Genomic DNA, 18,036 nt, shown 5'->3' with positions numbered 1-18,036 from the left:
CACCGGTCGCGGCGGGGTCGCGGCAGGGGCACGCTGAGGGGGCCGGCGGGCGGTGGACGGCCGGCGGCGACGCCGGGCACAGCGATGCCGCACTGCATGAGAGACTGGTCTAGACAACCCATTGATACGTGAAGGGCAGAACCATGGCTGAGCGCCGCGTCAACGTCGGTTGGGCCGAGGGCCTGCACGCCCGCCCCGCTTCCATCTTCGTCCGTGCCGCCACGGCCTCCGGCGTCCCCGTGACGATCGCCAAGGCGGACGGCAACCCGGTGAACGCCGCCTCCATGCTCGCGGTGCTCGGCCTGGGTGCCCAGGGCGGCGAGGAGATCGTGCTCGCGTCCGAGGCGGACAACGCCGAGGCCGCCCTGGACCGTCTGGCGAAGCTGGTCACCGAGGGGCTCGAGGAGCTCCCGGAGACCGTCTGATTCCGGCCACTTCGAACCGGATTTCTTTCTGCGGAAAAGCCGCGGCATCCCCACCGGGAGCCGCGGCTTTTTCCGTTTCCCGTACGGGGCGGCCGGAGCCCCGGAAAATCCGATTCAGGGCAGCAGAAATAAAGCCCTGCGATAACGGCCCTCTTTGTATACGGCGCAATTGTTAATGACGGACACCCGCGGTGTTTACGGGGTGTTGCGAAGTCCTCACCCGGGCCGCGCCCGGCGTGTGGACGGGAGGGCGTCGCAGCCGGTGCGCCGCGGTGGCCCGCTCGGCGTGCTGGGTGGCGAGCGCCCTGGCCCGCTCCGGGTCGCGGCGCGCCACGGCGTCGACGAGAGCGCCGTGCTCGGCCCAGGAGTCCGCGGGACGGGCGGGCTGCTCGACGGCGTACATCCAGGCGATCTTGTGCCGGAGCTGGGTCAGCAGCGCGATCAGCGCGGGGCTGCCGGAGGCCTGCGCCAGCGTCTCGTGGAACCAGCCGCCCAGGGAGCGCAGATCCTCCCCCTCGCCCCGGCGCACACGCTCCTGACCCAGCCTGACCAGGCCGCGGAGCACCTTGAGGTGCGCCTCGGTGCGCCGCTGGGCCGCGCGGGCCGCCCCGAGGGGCTCCAGGAGCATGCGGATCTCCAGGAGGTCGGCGGCCTCCTGCTCCGTGGGCTCGGCGACACAGGCGCCGGCGTGCCGGCGCGTGACGACGAACCCCTCGGACTCCAGGGTGCGCAGCGCCTCGCGCACGGGGACGCGGGAGACGCCGTAGCGACGCGCGAGCACCTCCTCGGTGAGGCGGCTGCCGCGTTCGAAGACACCGGAGACGATGTCGTCACGGATTGCCGTGCATACCGAATGCGCGGGAATGCGCATGTCCGAACCTCCGCCTTAATCCCCGCGAAACGCGGCCGATCGACGCCTGTTCTGTGACTCTATTGCAACCGGCCGGAATTTCCGATGGCGGGGTGGAATCCATGGATATCTTTTGGCCAGGGAGCACTTCCGCGGGGGCTTCGTCGCGCGTCCGCCCCCGAACGCGGCGAAGGCCCCGGCGGGTGCCGGGGCCTTCGTCGGAGCGCTGTGGTGCGGCGTGGGGTCAGACCTGGACGCCGTGGGCGCGGAGGTAGGCGACGGGGTCCATGTCCGAGCCGTACTCGGGGGTGGTCCGGGCCTCGAAGTGCAGGTGCGGACCGGTGGAGTTGCCGGTCGAGCCGGAGAGGCCTATCCGCTCGCCCGAGCCGACGCTCTGGCCGACGGAGACGCCGATCGAGGAGAGATGGCCGTACTGGGTGTACGTGCCGTCCTTCATCCGGAGCACGATGTTGTTGCCGTACGCGCCGCCCCAGCCGGCCTCGACGACCGTGCCGGCGCCGACCGCGACGACGGAGGTGCCGGACGCCGCCTGGAAGTCCACGCCGGAGTGGCTGCCGGAGGACCAGAGCGCGCCGCCGGACTTGTAGCCGGTGGTCACGTGGGAGCCGGCGACCGGGAGGTGGAAGGAGTTCAGCCGGGCGCGCTCGGCGGCGCGGGCGGCGCGCGCCTTCTCCTCGCGGGTCTCCTTGGCACGGGCCTCCGCCTTGCGCTTGGCCTCGGCCTTCGCCTTCGCCTTGGCCGCGGCCTTCGCGGCGACGTCGGCCTGGTGCTTCTGTGCCTTCGCCTGGGCCTCGATCTGGGCGGCGAGGGTGGTGTCGAGGGCGACGGTCTGGGTCAGTCCGGTGGCGGTGACGGCCTCGGAATCCGCGGCGAGGGCCGGGGAGGCAGTGGCACCGATGACGCCGGTGGCGGCCAGGGTGGCGACGCCGGCGACCTTGGCGCTCCTGCGCGTCAGGCGGCTCGGGGCACGGTGCTTCCCGGTGGCACGGATGAACGCCATGGAGGGGCTGGTCCTTTCCTTCCTTCTCGCCTACCGGGTTAGCAGGGGGCGCCCCCTGGCCCTTTAGGCCTTGGGGGAGGGTTCGGAGCAGGAAGGTCTCCTACGGATCACTGGGCCCTCGACGAGGTGCAGGGATCCGATTCACCCCAGGGACTTCATGGGTCCCCGGCTCCCCAGGCTCGCGCCTGACGGGGACTCGGCGATGACTGTCCGGCGCCGCGGATGCGGCATTCGTCCGGCGGACAGCCGAGCCGACGCTAGAGCGCGCCCCTCGGCCCCGCCAAACGGAAAGGACCTTTTGTCACCCATCCCACAGGACGAATGCCAACCTTCTTTTCAAAACGGACAAATGACAGAACCCCGGCGGGAGTGCCCCCGCCGGGGTCCGTCATGTCCCGTTCCGTCAGCCGTTGACGACCGACACCTCGCCGATGCCGAGTGCCTCCACGGGCTCCTTGATCTGCGCGGCGTCCCCGACCAGCACGGTGACCAGCCGGTCGACCGGGAACGCGTTGACCACGGCGGCGGTCGCCTCGACCGTGCCGGTCGCGGCCAGGCGCGCGTACAGCTCGGCCTGGTAGTCGTCCGGCAGGTGCTGCTCCACCTGGTCGGCCAGGGTGCCCGCGACGGAGGCCGCCGTCTCGTACTTCAGCGGGGCCACGCCCACGAGGTTCTGCACGGCGGTCTCGCGCTCGGCGTCGGTGAGCCCCTCGGCCGCCAGGGTGCGCAGGACCTTCCAGAGGTCGTCGAGCGCGGGGCCGGTCGACTCCGTGTCCACGGAACCGCTGATGGCGAGCATCGCAGCGCCGGTCGCCCCCGCGGAGGAGCCGGGCGCCGTCGAGCGCAGCACCTGTCCGAAGGCCCGGACGCCGTAGGTGTAGCCCTTCTCCTCGCGCAGCACGCGGTCCAGCCGGGAGGTGAGGGTGCCTCCCAGGCAGTAGGTGCCGAGGACCTGGGCGGGCCACACGCTGTCGTGCCGGTCCGCGCCGATCCGGCCGATCAGCAGCTGCGTCTGCACGGCGCCGGGACGGTTCACGATGACCACACGACCGGAGTCGTCCGCGGTGATCGGGGGGACGGGCCGGGCCTGGCCCGCGTTGCCCGACCAGTCCCCGACGGTGTCGGAGAGCAGCGCGTCCAGGTCCACCCCGGTGAGGTCCCCGACGACGACCGCGGTCGCCGTGGACGGGCGGACATGGGCGTCGTAGAAGGCGCGTACGGCGGCGGCGTCGATCCGCCCGACGGTCTCCTCGGTGCCCCTGCGCGGGCGCGACATCCGTGCGGTGGCGGGGAAGAGCTCCTTGGAGAGCTGCTTGGCGGCCCGCATGGCGGGGTTGGCCTGCTCGTGGGGGATCTCGTCGAGGCGGTTGCCCACCAGACGCTCGATCTCGCTCTCCGAGAAGGCCGGGGCCCGCAGCGCCTCGGCGACCAGGCCGAGGGCCTTGGCCAGCCGGGAGGCCGGGACCTCCAGGGAGACGCGGACACCGGGGTGGTCCGCGTGGGCGCCCAGCGTGGCACCGCACCGCTCCAGCTCGGCGGCGAACTCCTCCGCGGAGCGCTTGTCCGTGCCCTCGGACAGCGCGCGGGCCATGATCGTGGCCACACCGTCCAGGCCCTCGGGCTCGGCGTCCAGCGGGGCGTCGAGGAAGATCTCCACGGCGACGACCTGCTGGCCGGGCCGGTGGCAGCGCAGCACGGTCAGCCCGTTGGGCAGGGCGCCGCGCTCGGGCGCGGGGAAGGCCCAGGGCCTGGCCTCGCCGGCGGTCGGCTGCGGGTGGTACTCCATCGCTACTCCAGTCACGGCGGCGTCGGTCACTTGTCGGCCCCCTCGGGCGCGTCGGTGCCCTCGGTCTCGTCGGCCGGTTCGACCGGCTCGTAGACCAGGACCGCACGGTTGTCGGGGCGCAGGTGCGCCCGGGCGGCGGCCTTGACCTCGTCGGCCGTCACGTCGAGCACCCGGCCCACCGCGGTCAGGGCGAGCTGCGGGTCGCCGAACAGGACGGCGTACCGGCAGAGTTCGTCCGCGCGGCCCGCGACCGTGCCGAGTCGGTCCAGCCACTCGCGCTCCAACTGCGCCTGGGCGCGCTCCATCTCCTCCGGAGTGGGGCCCTCCTCGGCGAAGCGGGCCAGCTCCTCGTCGACGGCCGCTTCGATCTGCGGCACCTCGACACCACCGGACGTCTTGACGTCCAGCCAGCCCAGCGACGGCGCGCCGGACAGCCTGAGCAGCCCGAATCCGGCGTCCACGGCCGTACGGTCGCGGCGCACCAGCCGGTTGTGCAGACGCGACGACTCGCCGCCGCCGAGCACGGTCAGCGCCAGGTCCGCGGCGTCGCACTCGCGCGTGCCGTCGTGCGGCAGCCGGTAGGCGGCCATCAGCGCACGCGCGGGAACCTCCTCCTGGACCACTTCGCGCAGCTGTTCGCCGATGATGCCGGGCAGCGTGCCGTCACGCGGGGGCTGCTTGCCGTCGTGGGACGGGATCGAGCCGAAGTACTTCTCGATCCAGGCGAGCGTCTGCTCCGGGTCGATGTCCCCGACCACGGAGAGCACCGCGTTGTTCGGCGCGTAGTACGTACGGAAGAACGCCTGCGCGTCCTCCAGCGTCGCCGCGTCCAGGTCGGCCATCGAGCCGATCGGCGTGTGGTGGTACGGGTGGCCCTCCGGGTACGCGAGGGCGGTCAGCTTCTCGAAGGCCGTGCCGTACGGAACGTTGTCGTAGCGCTGGCGGCGCTCGTTCTTCACGACGTCCCGCTGGTTCTCCATGGACTCCTCGTCGAGCGCGGCGAGCAGGGAGCCCATCCGGTCGGCCTCGAGCCACAGGGCCAGCTCCAGCTGGTGTGTCGGCATCGTCTCGAAGTAGTTGGTGCGTTCGAAGCTGGTCGTGCCGTTCAGGGAACCACCGGCCCCCTGAACGAGCTCGAAGTGCCCGTTCCCCTTGACCTGGCCCGAGCCCTGGAACATCAGGTGCTCGAAAAGGTGAGCCAGGCCGGTGCGCCCCTTGACCTCGTGGCGGGAGCCGACGTCGTACCAGAGGCAGACCGCGGCGACCGGGGTCAGGTGGTCCTCGGAGAGCACCACCCGCAGGCCGTTCGCCAGACGGTGCTCGGTCGCCGTCAAGCCGCCGGAACCGGCCTGGGCTGTGGCCGTGTGACCCATGGGCATGTACGTCCCTTCGATCGGTACAGGTTTTCCTGCCGGACCTGCCACTCTAGGCAAGCGAACGGGCACCTGGCGAAGTTCCCGCCGGGTGAATGTTGTCGTAGACACTGCCGCGCGCGGGGCCTCCGCGGACCCCCCGAGGACCGCTTCGGACGGGTCGAGGTCGGCGTTGTCAGCGCGGCGGTCCACAATGGTCGGCGTCAGAACCTGAGGTTGCCCGACAGAATCTGTGAAGGAGTCGCAGCCGCGATGGCCCGCCGCAGCACGAAAACCCCGCCGCCGGACGACTTCGAGGAGAAGATCCTCGACATCGACGTCGTCGACGAAATGCAGGGCTCCTTCCTCGAGTACGCGTACTCGGTGATCTACTCCAGGGCTCTGCCCGATGCCCGCGACGGCATGAAGCCCGTGCACCGCCGCATCGTGTCCCAGATGAACGAGATGGGGCTGCGCCCCGACCGCGGCTACGTGAAGTGCGCACGAGTCGTCGGTGAAGTGATGGGCAAACTGCACCCGCACGGTGACGCGTCGATCTATGACGCACTGGTGCGCATGGCACAGCCGTTCTCGATGCGCCTGCCCCTCGTCGACGGGCACGGCAACTTCGGCTCGCTGGGCAACGACGACCCGCCGGCCGCCATGCGGTACACCGAGTGCCGGATGGCCGACGCCACGTCACTGATGACGGAGTCGATCGACGAGGACACCGTCGACTTCCAGTCGAACTACGACGGCCAGGAGCAGGAGCCGGTCGTCCTGCCGGCGGCGTACCCGAACCTCCTGGTCAACGGTGCTTCCGGGATCGCGGTCGGCATGGCGACCAACATGCCCCCGCACAATCTCGGGGAGGTCGTCGCCGCCGCCCGCCACCTCATCCGGCACCCGGGCGTTGACCTCGAGACGCTGATGCGTTTCGTCCCCGGCCCCGACCTGCCCACCGGCGGCAGGATCGTCGGCCTCGGCGGCATCAAGGACGCCTACGCCGCCGGGCGCGGCACGTTCAAGATCCGCGCCACGGTCGCCATAGAGAACGTCACGGCCCGTCGCAAGGGTCTCGTCGTCACCGAACTGCCCTTCTCCGTCGGTCCGGAGAAGGTGATCGCCAAGATCAAGGACCTCGTCGGCTCGAAGAAGCTCCAGGGCATCGCGGACGTCAAGGACCTCACGGACCGGGCGCACGGTCTGCGTCTGGTGATCGAGGTGAAGAACGGCTTCGTTCCGGAGGCCGTGCTCGAGCAGCTCTACAAGCTGACGCCGATGGAGGAGTCCTTCGGCATCAACAACGTGGCGCTGGTCGACGGGCAGCCGCTCACCCTGGGGCTCAAGGAGCTCCTGGAGGTCTATCTCGACCACCGCTTCGACGTGGTGCGCCGGCGCAGCGAGTTCCGCAGGACCAAGCGCCGTAACCGGCTGCACCTGGTCGAGGGGCTCCTGGTGGCGCTTCTCGACATCGACGAGGTCATCCGTCTCATCCGGGACAGCGACAACTCCGCGCAGGCGAAGGAGCGCCTGATGGAGCGCTTCTCGCTGAGCGAGATCCAGACCCAGTACATCCTGGACACCCCGCTGCGCAGGCTCACGCGCTTCGACAGGATCGAGCTGGAGACCGAGCGCGACAAGCTCACCGAGGAGATCGCCGAGCTGACCGCGATCCTGGAGTCGGACGCGGAGCTGCGCAAGCTGGTCTCGGCCGAACTGGCCGCGGTGGCGAAGAAGTTCGGCACCGAGCGGCGCACGGTGCTGCTGGAGTCGGCGGGTTCGCAGGTCGCCTCGGTGCCGCTGGAGGTCGCCGACGACCCGTGCCAGGTGCTGCTCTCCTCGACCGGCCTCCTGGCCCGTACGGCCAACGCCGAGCCGGTCGCCCAGGCCGAGGACGCCAGGCGCGCGAAGCACGACGCGATCGTCTCGGCCGTCCCCGCGACGGCACGCGGGGACGTGGGCGCGGTGACGTCCGCCGGCCGGCTGCTCCGGCTCTCGGTGATCGACCTGCCGCAGCTGCCGGACACCCATGCGGCTCCGAACCTGTCGGGCGGTGCCCAGATCTCGGAGTTCCTGACGCTGGATGCGGACGAGGAGCTGATCTGCCTCACCACCCTGGACGAGGAGGCGCAGGGCCTGGCCATCGGCACCCTGCAGGGGGTGGTGAAGCGCGTGGTGCCCGACTACCCGGCCAACAAGGACGAGTTGGAGGTCATCTCGCTGAGGGACGGTGACCGGATCGTGGGCGCCACCCAGCTGCGTACGGGCGAGGAGGACCTGGTCTTCATCACGTCCGACGCACAGCTGCTGCGCTATCCGGCGGCGTCGGTGCGTCCGCAGGGACGCGCGGCGGGCGGCATGGCGGGCGTGAAGCTGGCGGCGGACGCCACCGTCCTCTCGTTCAGCGCGGTGGATCCCTCCGCGGACGCCGCGGTGTTCACGGTCGCCGGATCGCACGGCACGCTGGACGACTCCGAGCGGACGTGGAAGCTGACTCCGTTCGACCAGTACCCACGCAAGGGCAGGGCCACCGGCGGGGTGCGCTGCCAGCGCTTCCTCAAGGGGGAGGACGTCCTGGTGTTCGCCTGGGCGGGCGAGACACCGGCGCGGGCGGCGCAGAAGAACGGCGCACCGGCCGAGCTGCCGGATCCGGATCCGCGCCGTGACGGCTCCGGCACACCGCTGACGAGCCCGGTCGCGGTGGTCGCAGGACCTCTGTAGGACTCCTGGCCGGACGGCGGGGGCTCAGGCCTCCGCCCTCCGGCGGGGGCACAGTCCTCCGCCGGACGGTGAGGCCTCAGGCCTCGTCGCCGTCCGGCTGCCGCACGTAACGCAGGACGCCCCACATGCTGCGCTCCAGCTCCTCGGTGGCGTCCTGCCACGCGTCCTGGCAGCCCTCGAGTTCCTTGTGCAGCGCCTCGCCGTCGATACCGGAGCCGATCAGCACCAGCTGGGTCCGCCGCGGTTCGCCGCGGGACCAGCCCTGCGGCACGAAGCGCAGGAACCTGCCGACGGCGTGCAGGGCATACCGGTTGCCGGGGTCGCCCGCGCCGAAGTCGGCGAAGCCCTTGATCCGGTAGAGGCCCGCGGGCCTGGAGTCGAGGAACGCCATGAAGCGGCGGGGGCTGAGCGGCACGTCCGAGGTGAAGGAGACGCTCTCGTACGACGCGTGCAGATGGCTGTCGTGCGCCCGGTCCTCCTCCGGGAGCAGGTCCTCGAAGGTCAGCTGACGGAACGAGTCGTCCTCGTCCGGCCGGAGCACGGGATCGAAGAGCAGCTCCGGGTCGATCCTCCCGTACGCGGCGTCAATGACGGCCGCCCCGCCGCCCGCCGCACCGACCGCCTCCCGCACGGCCCGCAGTTCCGTGTCCGCGACCCGGTCGGTCTTGTTGAGGACGACCAGGTCGGCGACCGCGAGGTGGCGGTCGATCTCGGGGTGCCGCTCCCGGGTGGCGGGGAACTCGGCGGCGTCGACGACCTCGACCAGTCCGCCGTACCGGATGTGCGGATTGTCGCTGGCCAGCAGCATCCGTACGAGCTCCTGGGGCTCGGCGAGACCGCTCGCCTCGATGACGATCACGTCGAGCCGGGCGGCCGGACCGGTCAGTGTCTCCAGGTAGGTGTCGAGCTCACTCGCGTCGACCGCGCAGCACAGGCAGCCGTTGCCCAGCGAGACCGTGGAACCGACCTGCCCCGCCACGGTCATGGCGTCGATCTCGATGGCCCCGAAATCGTTGACGATGACGCCGATCCGGTTGCCCGCCCTGTTGCGGAGCAGGTGGTTGAGCAGGGTCGTCTTGCCGGATCCGAGGAACCCCGCGAGGACGACGACCGGGATCTGCGGGGCGTGGGGCGGGGTCAACGGGGGCCTTCCTCGGGTCGTTCAGAGTGCCGGTACGGGCTGCGGGGGCGGGGTCCCGGTGTAGCGGGCCGCCGGGCGGATGATCTTCGAGTCCTCCGCCTGCTCCAGGATATTGGCGCTCCAGCCCACCATGCGCGCGGCGCAGAAGGTGGGGGTGAACATCTCACGCGGCAGTCCGCAGAGCTCCATGACGACTCCGGCGTAGAACTCCACGTTCGTGTGCAGTTCGCGCCCCGGCTTGAGCTCGGCGAGGATCGCCTCCACCTGGCGCTCCACCTCGACGGCGAAGTCGACGAGCGGGCCGCCGAAGCTCTGCGCGACCGAGCGGAGCATGCGTGAGCGCGGGTCCTCCGTACGGTAGACGGGGTGCCCGAAGCCCATGATCCGCTCCCCCGCGAGGACCCGTTCACGGATCCAGCCGTCGGTACGGTCGGGGGTGCCGATGGCGTCCAGGGTGTCCAGTGCCCGGCTGGGTGCGCCGCCGTGCAGCGGGCCTGAGAGCGCGCCGACGGCTCCGCCGAGGCAGGCTGCGACGTCCGCACCGGTGGAGGCGATCACCCTGGCGGTGAACGTGGAGGCGTTGAAACCGTGGTCGACGGTGGAGACGAGGTACCGCTCGACGGCGGCGGTCCGCGCGGCGTCCGGCTCCTCGCCGGTGAGCATGTACAGGTAGTTCGCGGCGAACGGGAGGTCGTCACGCGGTTCGACCGGCTCCAGTCCCTGGCCGAGGCGGTACAGGGAGGTCAGGACGGTCGGGACCGCGGCACACACGGCGAGCGCGTCCTCGCGGCGCCGGTCCGCGTCGATGTCGTACACCGGGCGGAATCCCTCCGAGGCCCCGAGCAGCGAGAGCGCCGTACGCAGTCCGGCGAGCGGGCCGGAGACCATGCCGGCGCGCGCGATGGCGGGCAGTGCCTCCCGCACCTCGGCGGGCAGCCGGCGCAGGGCCGCCGTACGGGCGGCGAAGCCTTCGCTCTCCACCCGCCCCGGCAGCTCGCCGTGGAACATCAGGTACCAGACGTCCTCGAAGCTGCGGCTCTGCGCGAGGTCGATCGCCGAGTACTGCCGGTAGTGGTAGAAGCCCTCACGCCCGCGCACATCTCCGAGGGCGGTGTCGGTGACGATCACACCGGCGAGACCCCGGGGCACGGCGGGCGGGGCGGCTTCCGTCTGCGGGGCGGGCATGGCGGGTTGCATGGCAGGACGCATGGCAGGTCTCTCCTCCACCGATGAGCTGAACATTGATTCGACTGTCCATGATTGACTCAACGGGTGTCAATGTTGATTGAATCAATATGAAATCCCGTTGGGAGTGATCCGGCATCCATGGATACGGATACGGTGGGCGCCATGACGCATGACGCGGCACACGGAAGCGGTACACAGGTCACGGGAACCGCAGGGGCGGCCACCTCCAGGCTCACCACCCGGGAGGCGGCCGAACGCCTCGGGGTGAAGCCCGAGACCGTGTACGCGTACGTGAGCCGGGGGCAGCTCGCCAGCAGGCGGACCCCCGGCGGGCGCGGCAGTACGTTCGACGCGGCCGAGGTCGACGCCCTGGCCCGCCGCACCGGCCGCAAGGAGCCTTCGCCTTCCGCCGCGGGGGACCTGGTCTTCCGTACCGGGATCACGCTCATCGAGCCGGACCGCTACTTCTTCCGCGGCGTCGACGCGACCGAGCTCGCCCGCCACCACGGCTACGAGGAGGTCGCCGAGTGGATCTGGACCGGGGAGCTCCGCCCGGGCATCCGCTTCGCCGCGGCGCCCGAACCCCTCGCGGCGGCACGGCGCACGGCCGCCGCGATGCCGCGGCACAGCAGCGCGACGGACCGGCTGCGTGCCGCCGTCGCCGCTGCCGCGTCCGCCGACCCGCTGCGCTTCGACCTCTCCCCCGAGGGGGTGCTCAACAGTGCGCGCAGCCTGATCCCCACACTGGTGGGCGCATTGCCGACGGCCGGGGGGCCGGAGGGCGGGGACACGGCCGACGGCCCTCTCGCCGCCCGGCTCTGGCCCAAGCTCTCCGCACGTCCCGCCGACGCGGCCGCACTGGCCGTGCTTGACACCGCGCTCGCACTGCTGGCCGACCACGATCTCGCGGCCTCGACCCTGGCGGCACGCGTCGCCGCGTCGACCCACGCGCATCCGTACGCCGTGGTCTCCGCGGGGCTGGGCGTGCTGGAGGGCCCGCTGCACGGTGCCGCGAGCGGGCTGGCGCACCGCATGCTGTCCGAGGTCGTGGACCGTGGCGGAGCCGCTCCGGTCATCGCGGATCACCTGCGAACCGGCCGGCGGGTGCCGGGGCTGGGCCACCGCCTCTACACGGCCGAGGACCCCCGGGCGGGCGCACTGTTCGCCCTGCTGGACGAGATGCCACAGGCGGCCCCGGCGATGGCTGCGGCCCGTGACGTGGTCGCCACCACCGCTCGCCACACGCCCCTGCACGCCAATGTCGACCTGGCTCTGGCCATCTTCTCGGTCGCGTACGGCATGCCCGCGGAAACGGGCGAGACGGTGTTCGCCGTGTCCCGCACGGCGGGCTGGATCGCCCACGCGATGGAGGAGTACGCGGAACGTCCGCTGCGCATGCGGCCCAGCGGGCAGTACACCGGCCCGCGCCCGCCCCAGCCGCTGCCCGCCCCGAAGAGCACCGGCGGCTCCGCAAATTAGCTACAGCCGGCGGAAATTCTCACCGTCCTCTATCGGGGCGGCCGCGCCGTGGAGCCCCGGACGACCAGCTCCGGCTCGAAGAGGAGCTCGTCGGACGGCACCGCATGCCCGCCGATCTGCACCGAGAGCAGCTCGACCGCGGCCCTGCCCATCGCTTCGATCGGCTGGCGCACCGTGGTCAGCGGCGGCTCGGTGCAGTTCATGAACGCGGAGTCGTCGTAGCCGACGACGGAGACGTCACCGGGCACGGACAGGCCGCGGCGGCGCGCCGCGCGCACCGCGCCGAGGGCCAGCGGGTCGCTCGCGCAGATGATGCCGGTGACCCCTTGGTCGAGCAGTCGCGTGGCGGCCGCCTGACCGCCCTCCAGCGAGAACATGGCCCGCGCGACCCACTCGTCCGGCACGGTGGCCCCGGCCCCGGCGGCCAGCGTGCGGGCGGCGGCGAGCTTGCGCTGCGAGGGCATGTGGTCGGCCGGGCCGAGGACGAACCCGATCCTTTCGTGGCCGAGCGAGACGAGATGCCGCCAGGCCTGCTCCACGGCCACCGAGTCGTCGCACGAGACGGCGGGGAATCCGAGATGGGCGATGGCGGCGTTGATCAGGACGACCGGGATCTTGCGGTCGGCGAGCACCTTGTAGTGGTCGTGGGGGGCGTCGGCCTGGGCGTACAGACCGCCGGCGAACACCACTCCGGAGACCTGCTGCTGCAGGAGGAGCTCGACGTAGTCGGCCTCGGAGACCCCGCCCTTGGTCTGCGTGCAGAGCACGGGGGTCAGCCCCTGCTGGGCGAGCGCGCCCCCGACCACTTCGGCGAAGGCCGGGAAGATCGGGTTCTGCAGCTCCGGGAGGACCAGTCCGACCAGCCGGGCACGCTCGCCGCGGAGCTGCGTCGGACGCTCGTAGCCGAGCACGTCCAGAGCCGAGAGGACGGCTTGCCGCGTGGCGTCCGAGACGCCCGGCTTGCCGTTCAGCACGCGGCTGACCGTGGCCTCGCTGACTCCTACTTTCTGGGCAACCTGAGCAAGTCGTCGCGTCATGAACGCAAGATTAGCGCAAGAAACGCAAGAAGATTGCGCTGATGCGGATACCCGTAGAACGCTCACAGATGAAGGGCGGGAGGACAAGGGCCCGGGCCCTGATCGACCGGCGCCCGCTTGGCGCCGGGGGCGGAGATTTCGGTAAGTACGGTTCGCCCTTTACCGTTCGTACGATGAGCGCCCCACCGACCACCTCACGGGGACCGCGCCGGTTCGGCTGGCCGCGGCGGGTCTTCTCGCAGGTCCTGCTGATGCAGCTGGCCATCATCACCGGCGTCACGGTCCTCGTCACGGGCCTCTTCCTGGCACCGCTCAGCGCCCAGCTCGACGACCAGGCGATGCGACGCGCCCTGGCGATCGCGCAGAGCACGGCGGCGCAGCCGCAGATCTCGGCCGCGCTGCAGAGCACCGAGCCCCGGCCGGACGGCGCCGTGCAGACCGCGGCGGAGCGGATCAGACGGGCGACCGGCGCCGAGTACGTGGTGATCATGGACAAGCAGGGGGTGCGCTGGTCTCACACGGACTCCTCCCGCATCGGCGACGTCGTCTCCACCGACCCCAGTACGGCGCTCGCCGGCAGGTCCGTGATGGAGATCGACAGCGGCACCCTCGGACGCTCGGCCCGCGGCAAGGTGCCGCTGCTGGACGAATCGGACCGGGTCGTCGGCGCGGTCTCGGTCGGCATCGCGTACGACAGTGTCCGCGCCCGGCTGCTCGCCACGATCCCCGGCCTGCTCGCCTATGCGGGCGGGGCCCTGGCGGTGGGAGCTCTGGCCGCCTATCTGATCTCCCGCCGTCTCCAGCGGCAGACCCACGACCTGGCGTTCTCCGACATCTCGGCGCTGCTGACCGAGCGCGAGGCGATGCTGCACAGCATCCGTGAGGGCGTCGTGGCGCTCGACCGCACCGGGCGCATCAGGCTTCTGAACGACGAGGCCCAGCGGCTGCTCGGCCTCGGCCCCGACGCCGCGGGCCGGCAGCTCGACGAGGCCCTGGGCGAGGGACGCACCACGGACGTACTGGCCGGGCGGGTGGTCGGCGACGACCTGGTGACGGTCCGCGGCAGCCGCGTGCTCCTCGCCAACCGGATGCCGACCGACGACGGCGGCGCCGTGGTCACCCTGCGCGACCGTACGGAGCTGGAGTACCTCGGCCGCGAACTCGACTCCACCCACGGCCTGATCGACGCGCTCCGCGCGCAGGACCACGAGCACGCCAACCGGCTGCACACCCTCCTGGGGCTGCTGGAACTGGAGATGCACGAGGAAGCGGTGGAGTTCGTCACGGAGGTCGTCGGTGTCCACCGGGCGACCGCCGAGCAGGTCACCGAGAAGGTGCAGGACCCGCTGCTGGCCTCGCTCCTGGTCGGCAAGGCGACCGTGGCCGCCGAGCGCGGGGTCGCCCTGCGCATGGCAGCGGGAACCCTGCTGCCCGACCGGCTGGTGGATCCACGCGGGCTCGTCACGGTCCTCGGCAACCTGGTCGACAACGCACTGGACGCGGCCGCCGGGTCGGCCGACGCACGCATCGAGGTCGGGCTGCGGGCCGAGGGCCGTACGGTGGAACTGCGAGTGCGTGACAGCGGCCCCGGAGTGCCTGCGGGTGACCACGAATCCATTTTCATGGAGGGCTGGTCGACCAAGGAACTCCCGGCCCACGGCAAGCGCGGCCTGGGACTGCCGTTGGTACGGCGGCTCGCCGAGCGACAGGGCGGCAGCGTGTCCGTGTCCGACGCCGCCGAGGGCGGCGCGGTGTTCACCGTCGTCCTGCCGGAGGCCCTGGGCGAACCGGAACGGCTCGGTGCACCCGCCCCCGGCGGCCCGGACCCGCTCGGCCTCCCCGCCCCGGGCGGCCCGCCGGCTCCCGTACGGCCCGCGACGTCAGGAGGCGCCCAGTGATCGAGGTTCTGGTCGTGGACGACGACGTACGCGTCGCACGGATCAACGCGGCCTATGTCGCCAAGGTGCCCGGATTCCGGGTGGCCGCCATGGCCCACTCCGCGGCGGAGGCGCTCACGAGGATCGGCGAGGCGCCCATCGATCTGATCCTTCTCGATCACTATCTGCCGGACCGCAACGGTCTGGCCGTCGTGCGGGAGCTCCGCGCACTCGGCCATCACACCGACGTGATCATGGTGACGGCCGCCCGCGACGTCGCGACCGTCCAGGCAGCGATGCGCCACGGCGCCCTCCAGTACCTGGTGAAGCCGTTCGCCTACGCCGGGCTCCGCACCAAACTGGAGGCGTACGCGGCACTGCGCCACACCTTCGAGAGCGGCGGCGAGGCCGAGCAGACGGAGGTGGACCGGCTGTTCGGGGCCTTGTGGGCCACCGGCGGTTCCGACCTCCCCAAGGGGCATTCGACGACGACCGCGGAACTGGTCCGCCAGGCGCTGCGGTCCGCCGACGGGCCGCTCTCCGCGCAGGAGATCGCGGAGAGCGCCGGGATGAGCCGGCAGACGGCCCAGCGCTATCTGAAGCTGCTGGAGCGCACGGGCCGCGTGCGGCTCTCCCTCAAGTACGGCGAGACGGGACGTCCGGAACACCGGTACATCTGGGCCACCGGCTCCTGAAACCGCCGTGGGGCGCGCCCGAAGCCGCCGCTGGGACGCGCCTCAAGCAACCGTCTACGCCGCTCCCGCCCCGGTGAGCGACCGGACCTCCGTCTCCGCGTGCTTGGCCGGGTCCGGCGGCTCCGGTGAGGTGACCGTGCCGATCCAGCCGGCCAGGAAGCCTGCCGGGATCGACACGAGCCCCGGGTTCTCCAGGGGGAAGAGCGCGAGGTCCACGCCGGGGAAGAGCGAGGTGGGGCTGCCCGAGACCACCGGTGAGAGCAGGACGAGCAGCACGGCGGGGACCAGCCCGCCGTAGACGGCCCAGACCGCTCCCCGGGTGGTGAAGTTCCGCCAGAACAACGAGTAGAGCAGCACCGGGAGATTGGCTGAGGCGGCGACCGCGAAGGCCAGCCCCACCAGGAACGCGACGTTCAGATTCTGGGCGAGGAGACCGAGGGCGATGGCCACCACCCCGATGCCCGCCGCGGCCGCCCGGGCCACACCGACCTCGCTCCGCTGCTTGGCGCCCGGCCTCCGGAACGAGGCGTAGAGGTCGTGCGCGACGGAGGCGGAGGAGGCGAGGGTGATCCCGGCGACGACGGCGAGGATCGTGGCGAAGGCGATGGCGGCCACGACGGCGAAGAGCACCGTGCCGCCGGTGGAGCCCTCACCGCCCCCGAGGACGAGCGCCAGGAGCGGTACCGCTGTGTTCCCGGAGGCGTTGGACGCCCGGACGTCCGCGGATCCGACGAGCGCGGCCGCTCCGAACCCGAGCACGATGGTCATCAGGTAGAAGCTGCCGATGAGCCCGATGGACCAGACGACCGAGCGCCGGGCCGCCCGGGCCGTGGGCACGGTGTAGAAGCGCGACAGGATGTGCGGCAGGCCCGCCGTGCCGAGGACGAGCGCCAGACCGAGGCTGATGAAGTCGAACCGCGCCGTCCAGCTCCCGCCGTACCTCAGCCCGGGCGAGAGGAAGTCCCGGCCGTGGCCGCTGCGTTCGGCGGCCGAGGTGAGCAGGGCGTTGATGTCGCCATGGAAGCGGAGGAGGACGAGCACCGTGAGCGCCACGGCGCCGGACATCAGCAGGACCGCCTTGACGATCTGGATCCAGGTGGTGGCACGCATGCCGCCGAGCGACACGTAGATCACCATGAGCGCTCCGACCCCGACCACGGTCCATGACCGGGCGGTGTCGCTCGTCCCACCGAGCAGCAGCGCGACAAGGCTCCCCGCACCCACCATCTGGGCCACCAGGTACAGCACGGAGACGGTGACGGACGAGGTGCCCACCGCCGTACGCACCGGGCGCTCCGCCATCCGGGCGGCGACCACATCGGCGAGGGTGAACCGCCCGCAGTTGCGTACGAGTTCGGCGACGAGGAGCAGGACGACGAGCCAGGCGACGAGGAAGCCGACGGAGTAGAGCATGCCGTCGTAGCCGAACAGGGCGATCAGCCCCGAGATGCCGAGGAAGGAGGCGGCTGACATGTAGTCACCGGCGATGGCGAAGCCGTTCTCCATGGGTGAGAACAGCCGCCCGCCGGCGTAGAACTCCTCGGCCGACCCCTGCCTGTTGCGGCTGACCCAGGTGGTGATGCCGAGCGTCACGGCGATGAACACGCTGAACAGCAGCAGTGCCAGCGTCTGATGGTCCCCCCTCACCGGCTGGCCCCTCTTGTCATCTCCTGGGTCTCCCAGCGCAGTTCCAGCGCGGCACGGTCCCGGTGCAGACGCGCATGGCGGGCGTACGCCCAGGTGAGCAGAAAGGTGGTGAGGAACTGTCCGAGCCCCGCCACCATGGCGACGTTGAGCACGCCGACGACGGGACGCGCCATCAGATCGTGCGCGGTGGTGGCCGCGATGACATAGGCGAGGTACCAGAGCAGGAAGGCGACGGACGCGGGAACCACGAAGCGTCGGTAACGACGGCGCACCTCGCGGAATGCCGGGCTGTTCTGCACCTCCAGATAGACCTCGGCCGCGCTGTGGCCGGGCTGCTCCACCGGCCGGGAACGCCCGTCGGGCACAACGGCCCCCGTACCGTCCGGCCCGCCCCACGCCGTGGCCGGCACCCCGTCCCACGGGTCGTCGAGCCGCGTCGCTGCGGCGACCGGCCCTGCTTCCTTCTCCACCGACAACTCCCTTGTCCACGAACCTTTTCGGCCGCGTAGCCAAGAATGGGCAGACCGGGAAGATCCCGGGCACTTCATTCGCCGTGCTTCACCATTTCAGGTGACGGAAGTGCCGGGCGGGTGTGCGAGACCCCGGCCGTACGCATAGCGCACGGCTCCGGTCCTGTCGCGTGCGCCCGTCTTGGCGAAGAGGTTGTTGATGTGCGTCTTCACCGTGGCCCGGGAGATGTGCAGCGTGCGTGCGATCTCCGTATTGGACAGCCCGTCCGCGATGAGTGCCAGCACCTCGGCCTCCCGGGGGGTGAGCCCGTCGGGCAGCTCCGACTGGTCATCGGCGACCACCA

General features: G+C 71.4%; 14 protein-coding genes, 1 pseudogene and 1 riboswitch. Of the genes and pseudogenes, 5 read left to right on the top strand and 10 right to left on the bottom strand.

From position 1 onward, the window contains the following. Nucleotides 1-143: 143 nt before the first annotated feature. Nucleotides 144-425: an HPr family phosphocarrier protein gene (locus ACIRD8_RS29990; RefSeq protein WP_385507198.1), complete on the top strand. Its 282-nt coding sequence runs from the start codon at nucleotides 144-146 to the stop codon at nucleotides 423-425. A 172-nt stretch (nucleotides 426-597) separates the two neighbouring features. On the opposite strand, the gene ACIRD8_RS29985 is transcribed toward ACIRD8_RS29990, so the two are convergent. The 4 genes from ACIRD8_RS29985 to ACIRD8_RS29970 form a co-directional block, all read right to left on the bottom strand. Beyond that, a complete protein-coding gene (locus tag ACIRD8_RS29985) occupies nucleotides 598-1,296 on the bottom strand; it encodes a GntR family transcriptional regulator (protein ID WP_403998293.1) in 699 nt (232 codons plus the stop codon). A gap of 223 nt (nucleotides 1,297-1,519) precedes the next feature. Continuing rightward, nucleotides 1,520-2,296, bottom strand: a complete 777-nt coding sequence (locus ACIRD8_RS29980) for a M23 family metallopeptidase (protein WP_403998290.1) — start codon at nucleotides 2,294-2,296, stop codon at nucleotides 1,520-1,522. Nucleotides 2,297-2,308: 12 nt separating this feature from the next. Further along, nucleotides 2,309-2,508, bottom strand: a riboswitch (cyclic di-AMP (ydaO/yuaA leader). 191 nt (nucleotides 2,509-2,699) lie between these two features. Further along, nucleotides 2,700-4,082: a M16 family metallopeptidase gene (locus tag ACIRD8_RS29975; RefSeq protein ID WP_403998433.1), complete on the bottom strand. Its 1,383-nt coding sequence runs from the start codon at nucleotides 4,080-4,082 to the stop codon at nucleotides 2,700-2,702. Nucleotides 4,083-4,108: 26 nt separating this feature from the next. Then, the gene (locus tag ACIRD8_RS29970; RefSeq protein WP_403998288.1) at nucleotides 4,109-5,461 is read right to left on the bottom strand and encodes a M16 family metallopeptidase; all 1,353 of its coding nucleotides are present in this window, start codon (nucleotides 5,459-5,461) and stop codon (nucleotides 4,109-4,111) included. Nucleotides 5,462-5,707: 246 nt separating this feature from the next. Here ACIRD8_RS29970 and ACIRD8_RS29965 point away from each other — a divergent pair, with 246 nt between their 5' ends. Beyond that, the gene (locus ACIRD8_RS29965) at nucleotides 5,708-8,158 is read left to right on the top strand and encodes a DNA topoisomerase (ATP-hydrolyzing) subunit A (protein ID WP_403998285.1); all 2,451 of its coding nucleotides are present in this window, start codon (nucleotides 5,708-5,710) and stop codon (nucleotides 8,156-8,158) included. Between the two features lie 76 nt (nucleotides 8,159-8,234). Here ACIRD8_RS29965 and ACIRD8_RS29960 read toward each other — a convergent pair whose 3' ends face one another. Then, the gene (locus ACIRD8_RS29960) at nucleotides 8,235-9,299 is read right to left on the bottom strand and encodes a CobW family GTP-binding protein (RefSeq protein WP_403998282.1); all 1,065 of its coding nucleotides are present in this window, start codon (nucleotides 9,297-9,299) and stop codon (nucleotides 8,235-8,237) included. A gap of 21 nt (nucleotides 9,300-9,320) precedes the next feature. After that, on the bottom strand, nucleotides 9,321-10,484 hold the full coding sequence (locus ACIRD8_RS29955) for a citrate synthase/methylcitrate synthase (RefSeq protein ID WP_403998430.1): 1,164 nt from the start codon (nucleotides 10,482-10,484) through the stop codon (nucleotides 9,321-9,323). A 165-nt stretch (nucleotides 10,485-10,649) separates the two neighbouring features. On the opposite strand from ACIRD8_RS29955, the gene ACIRD8_RS29950 reads away from it, so the two are divergent. Then, entirely contained in the window at nucleotides 10,650-11,966 is a 1,317-nt protein-coding gene (locus tag ACIRD8_RS29950; RefSeq protein WP_403998279.1) for a citrate/2-methylcitrate synthase, read from the top strand. Nucleotides 11,967-11,995: 29 nt separating this feature from the next. Here ACIRD8_RS29950 and ACIRD8_RS29945 read toward each other — a convergent pair whose 3' ends face one another. Next, nucleotides 11,996-13,003, bottom strand: a complete 1,008-nt coding sequence (locus ACIRD8_RS29945) for a LacI family DNA-binding transcriptional regulator (protein ID WP_403998276.1) — start codon at nucleotides 13,001-13,003, stop codon at nucleotides 11,996-11,998. A 173-nt stretch (nucleotides 13,004-13,176) separates the two neighbouring features. Between ACIRD8_RS29945 and ACIRD8_RS29940 the strand changes: the two genes are divergently transcribed. Beyond that, a complete protein-coding gene (locus ACIRD8_RS29940) occupies nucleotides 13,177-14,901 on the top strand; it encodes an ATP-binding protein (protein ID WP_403998273.1) in 1,725 nt (574 codons plus the stop codon). After that, a complete protein-coding gene (locus tag ACIRD8_RS29935) occupies nucleotides 14,898-15,575 on the top strand; it encodes a response regulator (RefSeq protein ID WP_403998270.1) in 678 nt (225 codons plus the stop codon). Before ACIRD8_RS29940 ends, ACIRD8_RS29935 begins: the two co-directional genes overlap by 4 nt. Before the next feature lie 54 nt (nucleotides 15,576-15,629). On the opposite strand, the gene ACIRD8_RS29930 is transcribed toward ACIRD8_RS29935, so the two are convergent. The 3 genes and pseudogenes from ACIRD8_RS29930 to ACIRD8_RS29920 form a co-directional block, all read right to left on the bottom strand. Next, entirely contained in the window at nucleotides 15,630-17,222 is a 1,593-nt protein-coding gene (locus ACIRD8_RS29930) for a cation acetate symporter (RefSeq protein WP_403998267.1), read from the bottom strand. Beyond that, nucleotides 17,219-17,692, bottom strand: coding sequence for a DUF485 domain-containing protein (locus tag ACIRD8_RS29925; RefSeq protein ID WP_403998264.1), 474 nt, complete (start codon nucleotides 17,690-17,692; stop codon nucleotides 17,219-17,221). The genes ACIRD8_RS29930 and ACIRD8_RS29925 overlap by 4 nt, the downstream gene beginning before the upstream one ends. 96 nt (nucleotides 17,693-17,788) lie before the next feature. Beyond that, nucleotides 17,789-18,013: pseudogene (locus ACIRD8_RS29920) on the bottom strand (response regulator transcription factor); the annotation flags it as partial. Between the last annotated feature and the right edge of the window lie 23 nt (nucleotides 18,014-18,036).

This window comes from Streptomyces sp. NPDC102451 (genome assembly GCF_044765485.1).
Lineage (GTDB): Bacteria > Actinomycetota > Actinomycetes > Streptomycetales > Streptomycetaceae > Streptomyces.
Note: the sequence above shows the minus strand (reverse complement) of the source record. Positions and strands in the feature narration are given on the sequence as shown.

Bases quoted from the DNA above. Each gene is read 5' to 3' on its own strand.
- ACIRD8_RS29990 (WP_385507198.1), top strand. From the start codon at position 144: ATGGCTGAGCGCCGCGTCAACGTCGGTTGGGCCGAGGGCCTGCACGCC.
- ACIRD8_RS29985 (WP_403998293.1), bottom strand. From the start codon at position 1,296: ATGCGCATTCCCGCGCATTCGGTATGCACGGCAATCCGTGACGACATC.
- ACIRD8_RS29980 (WP_403998290.1), bottom strand. From the start codon at position 2,296: ATGGCGTTCATCCGTGCCACCGGGAAGCACCGTGCCCCGAGCCGCCTG.
- ACIRD8_RS29975 (WP_403998433.1), bottom strand. From the start codon at position 4,082: ATGGAGTACCACCCGCAGCCGACCGCCGGCGAGGCCAGGCCCTGGGCC.
- ACIRD8_RS29970 (WP_403998288.1), bottom strand. From the start codon at position 5,461: ATGCCCATGGGTCACACGGCCACAGCCCAGGCCGGTTCCGGCGGCTTG.
- ACIRD8_RS29965 (WP_403998285.1), top strand. From the start codon at position 5,708: ATGGCCCGCCGCAGCACGAAAACCCCGCCGCCGGACGACTTCGAGGAG.
- ACIRD8_RS29955 (WP_403998430.1), bottom strand. From the start codon at position 10,484: ATGCCCGCCCCGCAGACGGAAGCCGCCCCGCCCGCCGTGCCCCGGGGT.
- ACIRD8_RS29950 (WP_403998279.1), top strand. From the start codon at position 10,650: ATGACGCATGACGCGGCACACGGAAGCGGTACACAGGTCACGGGAACC.
- ACIRD8_RS29945 (WP_403998276.1), bottom strand. From the start codon at position 13,003: ATGACGCGACGACTTGCTCAGGTTGCCCAGAAAGTAGGAGTCAGCGAG.
- ACIRD8_RS29940 (WP_403998273.1), top strand. From the start codon at position 13,177: ATGAGCGCCCCACCGACCACCTCACGGGGACCGCGCCGGTTCGGCTGG.